We start from the raw sequence: 13,150 nt of genomic DNA on the forward strand, positions 1-13,150 counted from the left end.
CTCCAAGGGAGGAGCCGGGGTTGCAGCACACGGCAGGCAAGGTCGAGTGTTCACCCACCGACGTCGGTTTCGACGAGAGTCGCGTCGATGCGTTGTCCCGGCACTTCGAGCGCCTCATGGACGAGAAGAAGATCCAGGGCGCCTCGTACTGCATCTCCCGGCGAGGGCAGGTGTTCCTGCACGGCGCGGTGGGACCGCGTTCCTACCTGGACGACGCGACACCGATGCGGCCCAACGACATCCAGTTCGTCGCGTCGATGACGAAGGTGTTCACCGCGACGGCGATCATGCAGCTGGTCGAGGACGGGCTGGTCCGGCTGAACCAGGCCGTCGGCGAGATCCTGCCGCAGTTCGGCACGCCGCCTTTCGACAAGATCACCGTGTTCCATCTGCTGACGCACAGCTCCGGGATGCACCCGGACTACGGGTGCCTGCCCAACAAATACGACATGACGTACTGGGGAGCGTTGGAGGGCGGCTTTACGCTGCACGACCCCGCGTCCGGGGAGCCGTTCGACCCGATCGCCGCGGCGCTCGCCCTTGGCGTGCGCGACGAGCCGGACCGGCAGTGGCTCTACTCCACCTTCGGCTTCGTCGTGCTCGGCTGGGTGATCGAGAAGGTCACCGGCAGCTCGGCGCACACCGTCATCGAGGACCGGATCGCCGCGCCCTTGGGCCTGGCCGACACGTTCTTCACGCCGCCGCCGGACAGGCTGGACCGGTACATGGTCACGCCGTGGTTCGCCGGCCGGATCGAGAAGGCCCTGCGCGGCGAGGACTTGTTCCGCGGCATCCCCGGCACCGGCGGGGGCATGAGCTCCACGCCCTATGACCTCAACCGGTTCGGCAACGCGTTCCTCAACGGCGGCGAGCTGGACGGGGCCCGGATCCTCGGCCGCAAGGCCGTGGAGAAGATGACGACGCCGGCGGCCGCGCTACCGAGCTACTGCTGGGACGCGGGCGGGCAACCACGCCGCTACGGCATCGGGTGGGACAAGGCGGACCGGGTGGAGTTCACGTACTCGGACAGCACGTACTGCCACGAGGGCGCGGGGTATGTGCAGCTGATCGTGGACCCGACAGAGGAGATCGTCTCCTCGGTCTTCGTCCCGTTCACGGAGCGTGGGCAGTTCTTCCCGGACGCGTTGTACGGCACGCAGAACGTGATCTGGTCCGGGCTGACGTGACGGCTCTGCCGTTGACGCGCCAGTGGGACGTCATGCGGGCCGTCTCGGTAGTGACGTACAAGGAATGGGCGGCCTACCGCACGCACTCGTTGGTGTCGGTCTTCGTCGGGCCCGTCTACTTCGTCGTCCAGTACTTCGTCTGGACCGCGGTGTACGGCGGCACGGACACGCTGCACGGCCTCGAGCTGACGCAGATGATCCGGTACTTCGGTGCCGCGACGCTCATCGGCTACTTGACGATGGACTTCGCCGACTGGAACCTGTCGATGCTGGTCCGCACCGGGCGGTATCTGACGTTCGCCCTGCGGCCGCTGCACCATCGCTTCTTCGCCCTCTCCCAGAAGGTCGGGCATCGGGCGCTGGGGTTCGTGTTCGAGTTCTTGCCGTGCCTCCTCATTTTTGTGCTGCTCTTCCGCGTGGACATGCGACCGGCCAGCGTCGGGTGGCTCCTGGTGACGGTGGCGCTGGCCTTCCTCATGGGCTTCTACGTGCGCTACTGCCTGGGGCTGGTGTCGTTCTGGCTCGTCGACTCCGGCGGCCTGCGCGCGGCGATCAGTGTCCTGAGCGGCTTCTTGTCCGGAGCCCTGATCCCGTTGGTGTTCTTCCCCCACTGGCTGCAGGTGCTGCAGTTCTTCCTGCCGTTCCAGTACATGGTGTACGTGCCGGCGATGGTGTTCACGGGCGCCTACAGCCTCGGGAGCATCGAGCTGTCCATCCCGCAGGTCGTCGGCTGCCAGGCGGCCGCCGTCGCGGTGATGTTCCTGCTCAGCGAGATGCTGTACCGGGCGGCGACCCGGCGGTTCACGGATGCGAACAACTGATGGAGACGGTCGCCGCGCGGCGTTACGCCAGCGCCTATCGCGTCTGCCTCCGCATCGCAGCGCGGCAGGCCACCACGTATCGGGCGAGCTTCCTGATGTCGAGTCTGATCACGCTCGTCGGGAACCTCGCCTTCCCGTTGGTCACGGTGCTGATCTACGGGTCGGGCGCCGGGTTCCCCGGCTGGACTGCCGACGAGGTGCTGCTGATCCAGTCCGTGTTCACCCTGTCCGCCGGCCTGTCGGGGCTGGCGCTCGGCAGGGTGGTCGGGGTGACGATGGACCGGGTCCGCGAGGGCACGCTCGAGGTCGTCCTGCTCAAGCCCGTCCGTCCCCTGCCTTTCATCATCCTGACCACGGTCCAGCCGGAGAGCGCGGGCGTCGCCCTGGGGGGCGCCGTACTGATGGCCTGGTCCGCCTCCCGATCAATCCACGCGGTCTCCGCGACCGACGTGCTGACCTTCCTCGGGCTGTTCCTCGCCGGGTTGTGCGTCATGGCCGGCATTGCTCTCGTCATGGCGGCCACGTCCTTCCGGTGGGTGGGGAACTCCCGCCTGCCCGAGATCGCCGACAGCGTGCGGATCTTCGGGCACTATCCGCTGCCGGTCTTCCCGGGAGCGGTGCAGGCCATCGTCACGTTCGTCGTCCCCGTCGGCATGGTGGGCTTCTATCCGGCCTCGGCACTGCTCGGGCGGAGCGTCGCAGGCTTGTGGCCGGCGGCCGCGGCGTGCGCGACATTCCTGGGCTTCGGCGTGTGGCTCTATCACCACCAGATTCGTCACTATCAAGGCGTGGGCGGGTAGCACTTCATGGGAACTGCGATCGAGGTCGAGAACGTCTCGAAGACGTATCTGACGCACAAGCGGGGCAAGGGCCTGTTCCGCCGTGAGCCCACCACGGTGACGGCGGTCGACGACGTGAGCTTCACGATCGAGGCCGGTGAGATCTGCGGCGTCCTCGGCCCGAACGGGGCGGGCAAGTCGACGACGATCAAGATGCTGTGTGGCGCCCTGCTCCCGACGTCAGGGACGGTCAGGGTGCTGGGATACGAACCATTCCGCGACCGCAGACGCTACGTCCAGGAGATCGGCGCGGTGTTCGGCCAGAAGTCGCAGCTGATCTGGGACATCCCGCCGGTCGACAGCTTTCTCATGAACAAGGCGATCTACGGGGTTCCCGCCGGGCAGTACCGCGAGACGCTCGACGAGCTGGTGTCACTTCTCGACGTCGCGGACAAGATCGAGGTGCCGGCGCGTGTCCTCTCGCTGGGTGAACGCATGAAGTGCGAGTTCATCATGGCCATGCTGCACAGGCCCAGGGTCGTGTTCCTCGACGAGCCGACGATCGGCCTCGACACCATCGCCAAGGCGGCCATCCGGGACTTCGTCCGGGGGATGCAGGAACGGGGGACGACCTTCCTGCTGACGACCCACGACCTGGAGGACGTCGAGCGGCTGGCCGAGCACGTCGTGATCATCGGCGGCGCCACGAAGGTCTTCGACGGGTCGCTGCCGGACCTCAGACGCAGCCTCGGGGAGACGAAGATCGTCGAACTGACCCTGGCCCGGCCGGCGAGCGAGGCGGACCTCGAGGGGCTGTGCGTCGTCGGGCGGCGGTCGGACCGCGAGATGACGATCGAGATCGACATCTCGCTCATGGGCCCTGCCGAGCTGTTCGCTACCCTGTCGCGGCGCCTGGAGATCAAGGACATCTCCATCCGGGAGCTCCCGATGGAGCGGGTGATCACCGAGATCTACACGTCGAGCAGGCGCTGAGCGTGAGCCCGTCCTCGCACACTCCATCCTCCCTGCCGAAACATTTTCGAGTCCTGGTCTGAAGTATGCGCCGACCGTAGCGCGGCGTGGCAAGCAACTTTGCGGGGTGACGCTCATTCGCTACCCTGAGCGAGCGATACACCGGGAACGAAAAGTTTTCGGTCAATGATCGGATCGTACTGCTAGTGGGACCAAAGGAGTTCTCCATGCCTCATGAGGCGTTGCCGTCGTCCCTGCTGATCGACGGACAGAAGCCGGCTGGCGTTGCGCTGCGACACGTCTGGAACGAGTGCGTCGGCGCGGGCCGAGCGAACGAGGCGCTGCGCTCGGACTGGCAGGCGCACTTCCGTGAGGCCGTCGACGTCCTGGGGGCGCGCTATGTCCGCTTCCATGGCTTGTTCCATGACGACATGTTCGTGTACCGGACGGAGAACGGTGGCGGGTTCGGTCCCGCGGAGCCGCTGCCTGAGCCGGTCTACACCTTCTCCTATGTCGACAAGGTGTTCGACGCGATCCTCGACGCCGGGGCCCGCCCGTTCGTCGAGCTCGGCTTCATGCCGCGCCAGCTGGCAACCCAGACCGAGACGTTGTTCTGGTGGAAGGCGCACTGCAGCCCGCCCAAGGACATGGGGCTTTGGGTCGAGCTCGTCACCACGACCGTCCAGCACTGGATCGACCGTTACGGGATCGACGAGGTCCGCCGGTGGCCGTTCGAGGTCTGGAACGAGCCGAACCTCGTACCGAACTTCTGGACCGGCACCCGCACCCAGTACTTCGAGCTGTACGAGGCGACGGCCAAGGCGATCAAGGCGATCGACCCGCAGCTGAAGGTCGGTGGGCCGTCGACGAGCGTCTTCGTCCCCGACGCGCGCTACGCGGGGGAGCGGCACGACCCGTCGCTCGAGGTCGAGACGGCGGTCGCCGCCGACCCCGACGACCTGGACTGGCAGCCGGTCTGGATCCACGAGTTCATCGAGTACTGCGCGCAGCGCGGGCTGCCGGTCGACTTCCTGTCGACGCACCTGTACCCGACGGACTACGCAGCCGACTCCCTCGGCAAGGTGAGTGCGATCACGCGCCAGCGGGACGCCACGTACCTCGACCTGCAGAGCATGCGCAAGGTCATCGAGAACAGCCCGTACCCGGACGCCGAGCTGCACATCACCGAGTGGTCGACGTCGCCGTCCAGCCGGGACGCGATCCACGACACGCTCTTCCCGGCGTCGTACATCGTGCGCGCTTTCATCAAGGGCTCGCCGCTCGCGGAGTCGATCTCGTACTGGACCTTCACCGACGTGTTCGAAGAGGGCGGCGCCGGCATCGGCCCGTTCCACGGAGGGTTCGGCTTCGTCAACGAGCAGGGCCTGCACAAGCCGGCGTTCCACGCGATGGCGATGCTCAACCGCCTCGGTGACCGGCTCCTGGTCGAGCTGGAGCACGGTGCCATCACCAGCTCCTCTGCGACGGGCGACCTCTCGGCGATCTTCTACAACTACCCGTCCGAGATGGGCAAGACGGGGCTGGCTTCGCAGCGCACGTACGCAGACACGCGTGCACTTGCCGAGATGGGACCCGCTCGTCGCGTCCAGCACACCATCGAGGGCCTGACCCCCGGCGCAGAGTTCGGCGTCGAGATCCTCGACTGGAACCACGGGAACGTCGCAGAGGCGTGGTACCAGATGGGCTCGCCGCTCAACCTCTCACGCGAGCAGACCGCCGAGCTGCGCGATGTCGCCGACCGGCTGCACCGCGCCGTCCTGACCGTCTCGGACGACGGCGTCCTCGACATCGACCTCGACCTGCCCGCCTGGGCCGTCGCCTCGGTCGCCCCCAAGCCCACCTACTGAGCGCACGTACTTCCAGCACGAAAGGAACCTCGACGATGAGGATCACCCGCAAGAAGGGCGCCACCCTCGCGCCCGTCGCCGGTGTCATGGGCGGGGGTGTGGAGGGTTGACTCCCGAGATGCAATACGTCGCGCTGTCCAGGGACGGTTCCTCCGTCGTCCTCTCGGTGCCCGTTGCGGGTCTGCCCACGGTGCTGCACTGGGGTGCGGACCTGGGCACGCTCACGGTGGACACCCTCGCCAGCCTGGAGCGCGCCACGTCGCGACAGTCGGCTCCGGGCACGCTCGACACCGCGTGGCGGTTGTCGTTGCTGCCCCAGGAAGGCGATGGGTGGTCAGGACGTCCGGGGCTGCTGGTCGCGCGTGACGGTCGGCCGGTCTTCCCGCGCTGGCGAGTCTCCGGCGTCGAGCGCTCCGACGACGGCGCGTCCGTCGTCCTCACCGCGGTTTCTGACGGCCTCCTGCTGCGCTCCCGGCTCGCGATCGGAGCGGGTGGCCTGGTCGAGGTGGGTCACGAGCTGACGAACACCGGTGAAGGGGTGATCGAGGTCGTTCACCTCGAGGCAATGCTCCCCGTGCCGAAGACCGCCGATCACCTCACGTCCTTTGGTGGACGGTGGAGCCAGGAGAAGACGCCCACGACGACGACGATGCCCCCGGGCGCGTGGTTGCGTGAGACGCGCCGGGGCCGGGCCGGGCACGATCAGCCTTGGGTCACCTTCGCGACCGAGGGCGAACCGCTCAGCAGGTCGGGTCAGGTGTGGGCCGTCCACCTGGGCTGGAGCGCCGACATGCGTCACCGGTGCGACCGGGTCTCCGATCACGTGACGCTCCTGGGTGCTGGTGAGCTGCTGCGCCCGCACGAGATCCACCTCGCCGCTGGGGAGTCGTACCGCACGCCGACGGTGTACTTCGCGTGGTCGGACGCCGGTCTCGACGGGGTCTCCGACCGGTTCCACACATGGCTGCGCGCGCGTGATCAGCACCCGCGCACACCCCGGCCGCTGGTGCTAAACGTGTGGGAGGCCGTGTACTTCGACCACGACCCGAAGCGGCTGGAAGCGCTGGCCCGCCGAGCCGCGCAGGTGGGAGTGGAACGGTTCGTCGTCGACGACGGCTGGTTCCTCGGCCGCCGCGACGACACCTCCTCGCTGGGGGACTGGGTCGTCGACCCGGTGATGTACCCGGACGGGATGGAGCCGCTCGCCGACCTCGTCCACGGCCTGGGAATGCAGTTCGGGCTGTGGTTCGAGCCCGAGATGGTGTGCCTCGACTCAGAGGTGGCCCGAGCCCATCCGGACTGGTTGCTGCACAACCCGGCCTCGGTGCCGGACGCGGAGGGGTTCTCGCACAGGCAGCAGTACGTGCTGGACCTGGCGAACCCTGAGGCGTTCGAGCACGTGCGCTCGCAGATGTCCGAGGTCATCGGCCGCGTGGGGGTGGACTACGTCAAGTGGGACCACAACCGTGACCTGCTCGAGCCGGTGCACGACGGACGCCCGGGAACCCACGAGCAGACGCTCGCCGCCTACCGGCTCATGGACGTGCTCAAGGCCGCGCACCCAGGCCTGGAGATCGAGTCGTGCTCCTCGGGTGGTGCCCGCACCGACCTGGGGATCCTTGCGCACACCGACCGGGTGTGGGGCAGTGACAACAACGACCCGGTCGAGCGGCAGGAGTCGCACCGCTGGACCGAGCTCGTCCTGCCCCCCGAGCTGATCGGCTCGCACATCGGGCCCTCGCCTGCGCACGTCTCGGGCCGCACCACCGAGCTGTCGTACCGGGCCGCGGTCGCCCTCCAAGGGCATGCGGGCCTGGAATGGGACCTGATGGGGTGCACCGAGGACGAGCTCGCGCAAGTGGCCGCCTACGCGGCGCTGTACAAGGAGCTGCGCGGCCTGCTGCACACCGGCACGGTCGTCCACCCCGACCACCTCGACCCCGCGCTGCACGCCCGCGGCGTCATCGCCGCCGACAAATCCCAAGCACTGTGGACGGTCACCAGCGTGCGCGGACCGGACGAGGCTCTCGCCCCGCGCCTGCGGCTGACCGGGCTCGATCCGGACCGCACCTACACCGTCCGGGTCCGTGACGAGATCGGGAACGCGCGGCTGGGGGGCTGGTGCACCCCCGGCTGGATCGGGAAGGAGCCGTTCGTGGCTCCCGGACGGGTCCTTGCCGAGATCGGCCTCCAGCTGCCCACCCTTCAGCCCATCCAGGCACTCATCCTGCACCTGAGCGAGGTCACATGTTGACCCCCGCCCCCCGTCCGAGCAGTGCCATCACTGAGGTGCGCCGCGACGGCGACACGCTCGTCCTGGTCTCCGAGGCGGGCGTGCACCGGCTCACCCCCAAGACCGATCGGATCGTCCGCGTCACCTACTCCAAGGACGCCGGCACGCGTGCTGCCGTGAAGCCCGGCGTGGTTCACGCCGGCACGTGGTCGCCGTGGACCTACGACGACGCCGACGGCGTCGTGCGCCTCACGGCCGGCCACACCGTCGTCGACGTCGACAAGGCCACCGGTTCGTTCACCTACCTCGACGTGGACGGCGCCGTCCTGTTGCGCGAGCGAGAGCACGACGCGAAGACTCTTGAGGCGTTCGAGTCGTTCCGGGTGCTCGCAGACACGGCACAGGTCGACGAGATCGTCACCCCGGACGGCGTCAAGCGCGTCATCCGCGACGTGACCAAGGTGCCCGACAAGACCCTCTACAGGGCGCGTCTCCACCTGCGCTGGGCGGACGACGAGGTGCTCTACGGGCTGGGGCAGCACGAGGAGGGCGTCCTCAACCTGCGTGGCACCCGAGTGTTCCTGCACCAGGCCAACCTGAAGAGCCCCGTCCCGGTGCTGGTCTCCCACCTCGGCTACGGGCTGCTGGTCGACACCTACTCGCCGATGATCTTCTCGGACACCGAGTACGGCTCATACCTGCACTGCGAAGCCGACGACGAGCTCGACCTCTACTTCATCAACGGCGGCGGCCTCGACGGTGTCGTCGCCGGGTACCGGCAGCTGACCGGTGACGCGGTCATGCTGCCCCGGTGGGCGTACGGCTACCTCCAGTCGCAGGAGCGCTACGAGACGCAGGACGAGATCCTCGCCGTCGCCGAGGGGTTCCGCAGCCGTGGGTTCGGGCTGGACTGCCTGGTGCTCGACTGGATCACGTGGAGCGAGGGGCTCTGGGGTCAGAAGACGATGGATCCCGATCGCTTCCCTGACCCCGCGGCGATGGTGGAGGCTCTGCACGACGAGCACGTGCGGCTGATGATCTCGGTGTGGCCGAACATGGACGAGAAGTCGGCGAACTACCGGCAGTTCAAGGACGCAGACTTGCTCGTCCCGGGGTCGACGATCTACGACGCGTTCCAGTCGCAGGCTCGCGAGCTGTACTGGCAGCAGGTGCGCGAGCAGCTCTTCCCGGCCGGGATCGACGCCTGGTGGTGCGACAACTCGGAGCCGATCACTCCCGAGTGGTCGCGCCTCGTCAAGCCCGAGCCTGACGCGGCGCACTACGAGTTCTGCCAGGAGGCCGCCAAGCACTTCGACACCGCCGCGATGAACGCCTATTGCCTCTACCACGCGCAGACCCTCTACGAGGGTCAGCGCGGTGAAGGCAGCGGCAAGCGGGTGGTCAACCTGACCCGCAGCGGCTACACCGGCCAGCAGCGTTACGGCACCATCCTGTGGTCGGGAGATATCTCGGCGACCTGGGACACCCTGCGCAAGCAGATCGTCTCCGGCCTGCACTTCTGCGCCTCCGGCCTGCCGTACTGGACCACCGACATCGGCGCGTTCTTCGTCCGGAAGGGCTTGGAGTGGTTCTGGGACGGCGACTACGAGGACGGCAACCAGGACCCGGCCTACCGCGAGCTGTACGTGCGCTGGTTCCAGTACGGGGCCTTCTCGCCGGTGTTCCGCAGCCACGGGACCGACACCCGGCGTGAGCCCTGGCTGTTCGGTGCGGAGGGTGAGCCGTTCTACGACGCGCTGCTGGCGGCGAACCGGCTGCGCTACACGCTCATGCCATACCTCTACACCCACGCCTACCGGGTGTGGTCGCAGGGGGCCACGCTGATGCGGCTCCTCGCTTTCGACTTCGCCGACGACGAGACGGCACGCACCATCGGCGACCAGTTCCTCTTCGGGGACAGCCTGATGGTCTGTCCGGTCACGTCACCGATGTACTTCGGTGTCGGCGGCGTGACTCTCGATGCGCCGAGGAGCCGTGAGGTGTACCTGCCCGCTCACCCCGGCGGCTGGTACGACCTGCACACCGGCGAGCACGTCGACGGCGGCACCACGATCACCGCGAAGGCCGACCTTGGGACGATCCCGGTCTACGTCAAGGCCGGCACGATCCTGCCGACCTTCGCGCCCGCGCCGTCAACCGACGAGCTCGACACCCAGAACGTCTACGTCCGGGTCTACCGAGGCAGCGACGCGACCTTCGAGCTCTACGACGACGCCGGCGACGGGTACCAGTACGAGGACGGCGAGCTCGCCATCACCACGCTGACCTGGGACGACGCAGCGGGAACGCTGACGGTCGCCGACCCGCAGGGTCCGTTTGCAGGACAGCTTGCCGGGCGGAAGTTCCACGTCGAGGTGATCGGCTGACGTCGTCGGCTGCGGGCCGGTCGCCGAGGCAGGTTGGCCCGCTGACCTCGCGACCGTTCAAGCCGGCCTGCCCGTCAACCTCTTCGTCAGGGCGTCCAGGGTCGCGGCCGCCGCGTCCAGTCCGATGGCGTCGAGGTGGCCGTGCGGCACGCCCTTGCGCAGGTGCTCCTCGACGTGCACGCCCGCGTCCCGCAACTGCTGGGCGAACGCTTCCCCGCTCGCGCGGAGCACGTCGAACTCGGCGTTCTCCACGTAGGTGGGCGAGAGCACGGACAGGTCTTGCGAGAGTCCGGCGTAGGCGTAAGGGGTGGCTGGGCCGTCGCCGAGGTAGGTGCGGTCGATCGCTTCGCGCGCGTCGGGCGGGAACAGCAGCGCCGGAGGCACCGTCGCGATGGCCTCGGCCAGCTCCGCGGGCAGCTCCGGGAGCGTCGGGTGGAGCACCGGGTACACCAGGAGCAGCTGCCACGGGGGGTGGCCGTCGTCGCCGAGGCGCAGCGCCACGCCCGCGGCGAGGCAACCGCCGGCGCTCGCCCCGCCGATCGCCAGGCGAGCGGGGTCGATGTGGAGGTCGGCGGCGAGGTCGCGCACGGTGGTGAACGCGGCCAGGCAGTCGTCGTGCGGCACCGGAAAGCACACGCGCTCGCCTCGTTCGTCGAGCCGGTCATCCCCGCCTCCACCGAGCTCGGCAGGCACCGGGCACAGCCGGTAGTCCACCGAGACGACGACGGCGTCTGCGCGCCCCGCGATGCCCCGCGCGGTCGCGTCCGCCTCGGGCATGTCGAGATCGCCGAACGAGAACGCCCCGCCGTGAATCCACACCAAGCCGGGGCGCCCACCGGGCGGCGGCTTCGAGCGCGGCGTATAGACCCGCACGGGGACACTCCCGTGCGGACCGGGGACGACGGCGTCGACTACCTCCAGGTCCCACGCTTCCGGGGGCCCGTACGGTGCCTTCCAGCGCGCCTCGCGGTCCGCCGGGATCTCACCGTAGGTCTGGTACGGCGCCACGAGATGTCGGCGTTCCTCCATCTCAGGAACGAAGCTTCGGGTCATCTCTACCCCTCGATGTGCTGCAGCGACGCGACGGCTGCCGGCCGCTCGCACGTGCTGGCGACGGCGACGGCTGTGCCCTTCTCGGCTGCGGTGAGCAGCGATGTCATGACGTCGAGCACATGGTAGGCGAGTGCGCCGTTCGCCCGAGCCGTCGTGGCAGGCGGCGTGGCGGCGAGGTCGGCCAGCCCGAACCCACGTGCGCCGTCGCGGTAGCCGGCGCTCGCGGGCAAGGTCTGCCAGTCGCCGTCGAGGAGGTGCAGCTCGACGGCGCCGTCGAACCCGTTGGGGTCGGGGACGACGAGAGATCCCTTCTGGCCGTGGACCTCGATCCGGGAAGCGCGCGACGCGACGGTGTCGAAGCTCATGACCAGGGTGGACAGCACGCCGGACTCGTGCCGCAGCACGCCCGTCACGTGCGTCTCGACGTCGACCGGCACTCTCTCACCGGCCCGGGGGCCCGAGCCGATGGTGCGCGTGGCCCGGCTGTGGCTCGCGGCACCGACGACGGACTCGACCGGCCCCAGCAGCGTGACCAGTGCCGTCACGTAGTAGGGGCCCATGTCCAGCAGGGGCCCGCCTCCGGGCTGGTAGTAGAAGTCCGGGTTCGGGTGCCAGCGCTCGTGCCCAGGCGTCACCATCGTCGCGGTCGCGGCGACGGGGGTACCGATGAGCCCGTCGTCGACGGCCTTGCGCGCCGTCTGCACGCCGGTACCCAGCACCGTGTCCGGGGCGCACCCCACGCGCACGCCCGCCTCGCGCGCGGCGTCGAGGATCGCGCGCGCCTCGTCCATGGTTGCCGCGAGCGGCTTCTCGCCGTATACGTCCTTGCCCGCGGCGATGGCCGCGAGGGCGATCTCGGCGTGCGCGGCCGGGACCGTCAAGTTGAGCACGACGTCGACCCCGGGGTCGGTGACCAGCTCGGCGACGGTGAGCGCGCGCGCCCCATACGCCGCCGCGACCGCCGCCGCCCGCGCCGCGTCGAGATCGGCGACCGCGACCAGCCGCAGCGCCTCGAGCCGCTCGATCGTGGTCAGGTACGCGCCGGAGATCGCTCCGACGCCGACGATGCCGATCCTCAACGGCTGGCCCACAGGATGCCCCTCTCGATGATGGTGCGGACGTTCGGGTCGTCGACGACGTCGAGGCTGTGGCCCGGCGTCGACACGAAGACGCGGCCCTGGCCCCAGAGCCGGGTCCACACCGCGGGACAGGTGACCGGGCGGTGCCACGGGTGGTAGTCGGGCGCGGCGATCGTGGTCGTCGCCAGGACGTCGTTGTACTCGTCGCTGAGCACCCAGTACTGCTCGGTGGTCAGCTCGAAGTCCGAGATGCCGGCGACGATCGGGTGGTCGGCCTTGTCCGGCACGATGTCGACCGTGTAGCGCACGAAGCAGTCGGTACCGTCGCCGGGCAGCTCGTCGCGCGGCGCCTTGGCCGGATGGGTGACGAACTGACCGCCGACGAGGTGGAGATAGTCGGAGCTGTTGCGGTAGGAGTCGGCGATCCCACCGTGCCACCCCGCCATGCCGGTGCCGCTCCTGACGGCGTTGATGAGGCCCCACAGCTCGTCTGTGGCGATCGTGTTCATGGTGTTCGTCTGGACGACGACGTCGACGCCCGCCATGTATTCGGCGTCGGCGTACACCCTGGTCTCGTCCTCGACGCGGACGTCGTAGCCGTGCTCACCGAGGAAGGGCAAGAACGAGTCCGTCGTCTCGACCGGCTGGTGCCCGTCCCATCCTCCGCGTACGACCAGCGCACGCTTCTTTCGTGACATCAGTCCTCCCACCAAGTCCATCGTTGAGTACGCGTCGTCGCCGGCGACGACGCACGACGCGACGACCGGGCGG

General features: G+C 68.7%; 10 protein-coding genes. 7 read left to right on the plus strand and 3 right to left on the minus strand.

What is annotated here, in order from left to right; genetic code table 11:
- Window positions 1-20: 20 nt before the first annotated feature.
- From ACO4JP_RS01360 to ACO4JP_RS01390, 7 genes are all read left to right on the plus strand, one after another.
- Entirely contained in the window at window positions 21-1,187 is a 1,167-nt protein-coding gene (locus tag ACO4JP_RS01360) for a serine hydrolase domain-containing protein (RefSeq protein WP_425955605.1), read from the plus strand.
- An 11-nt stretch (window positions 1,188-1,198) separates the two neighbouring features.
- Window positions 1,199-2,008 carry an ABC transporter permease gene (locus ACO4JP_RS01365; protein ID WP_425955606.1) on the plus strand — a complete coding sequence of 270 codons (810 nt, stop codon included), beginning with the start codon at window positions 1,199-1,201 and terminating at the stop codon, window positions 2,006-2,008.
- Entirely contained in the window at window positions 2,008-2,808 is an 801-nt protein-coding gene (locus tag ACO4JP_RS01370) for an ABC transporter permease (protein ID WP_425955607.1), read from the plus strand. Before ACO4JP_RS01365 ends, ACO4JP_RS01370 begins: the two co-directional genes overlap by 1 nt.
- Window positions 2,809-2,814: 6 nt before the next feature.
- Window positions 2,815-3,780, plus strand: coding sequence for an ABC transporter ATP-binding protein (locus ACO4JP_RS01375; RefSeq protein WP_425955608.1), 966 nt, complete (start codon window positions 2,815-2,817; stop codon window positions 3,778-3,780).
- A gap of 206 nt (window positions 3,781-3,986) precedes the next feature.
- Complete coding sequence (locus ACO4JP_RS01380) at window positions 3,987-5,627, plus strand: GH39 family glycosyl hydrolase (RefSeq protein WP_425955609.1); 1,641 nt, start codon at window positions 3,987-3,989, stop codon at window positions 5,625-5,627.
- 118 nt (window positions 5,628-5,745) lie between these two features.
- On the plus strand, window positions 5,746-7,881 hold the full coding sequence (locus ACO4JP_RS01385) for an alpha-galactosidase (RefSeq protein ID WP_425955610.1): 2,136 nt from the start codon (window positions 5,746-5,748) through the stop codon (window positions 7,879-7,881).
- A 35-nt stretch (window positions 7,882-7,916) separates the two neighbouring features.
- The gene (locus tag ACO4JP_RS01390; RefSeq protein WP_425955611.1) at window positions 7,917-10,247 is read left to right on the plus strand and encodes a TIM-barrel domain-containing protein; all 2,331 of its coding nucleotides are present in this window, start codon (window positions 7,917-7,919) and stop codon (window positions 10,245-10,247) included.
- Window positions 10,248-10,304: 57 nt separating this feature from the next.
- On the opposite strand, the gene ACO4JP_RS01395 is transcribed toward ACO4JP_RS01390, so the two are convergent.
- The 3 genes from ACO4JP_RS01395 to ACO4JP_RS01405 are packed head-to-tail and all read right to left on the minus strand — an operon-like array spanning window position 10,305 to window position 13,077.
- The gene (locus ACO4JP_RS01395) at window positions 10,305-11,300 is read right to left on the minus strand and encodes an alpha/beta hydrolase (RefSeq protein WP_425955612.1); all 996 of its coding nucleotides are present in this window, start codon (window positions 11,298-11,300) and stop codon (window positions 10,305-10,307) included.
- Window positions 11,301-11,302: 2 nt separating this feature from the next.
- Window positions 11,303-12,391 (minus strand): Gfo/Idh/MocA family protein, encoded by a 1,089-nt coding sequence (locus ACO4JP_RS01400; protein WP_425955613.1) that lies wholly within the window; start codon window positions 12,389-12,391, stop codon window positions 11,303-11,305.
- Window positions 12,376-13,077, minus strand: a complete 702-nt coding sequence (locus tag ACO4JP_RS01405) for a ThuA domain-containing protein (RefSeq protein ID WP_425955614.1) — start codon at window positions 13,075-13,077, stop codon at window positions 12,376-12,378. Before ACO4JP_RS01405 ends, ACO4JP_RS01400 begins: the two co-directional genes overlap by 16 nt.
- Window positions 13,078-13,150 lie beyond the last annotated feature (73 nt).

It is taken from the genome of Xylanimonas sp. McL0601, from assembly GCF_049852175.1.
In the GTDB taxonomy this organism is placed as follows: Bacteria; Actinomycetota; Actinomycetes; order Actinomycetales; family Cellulomonadaceae; genus Xylanimonas.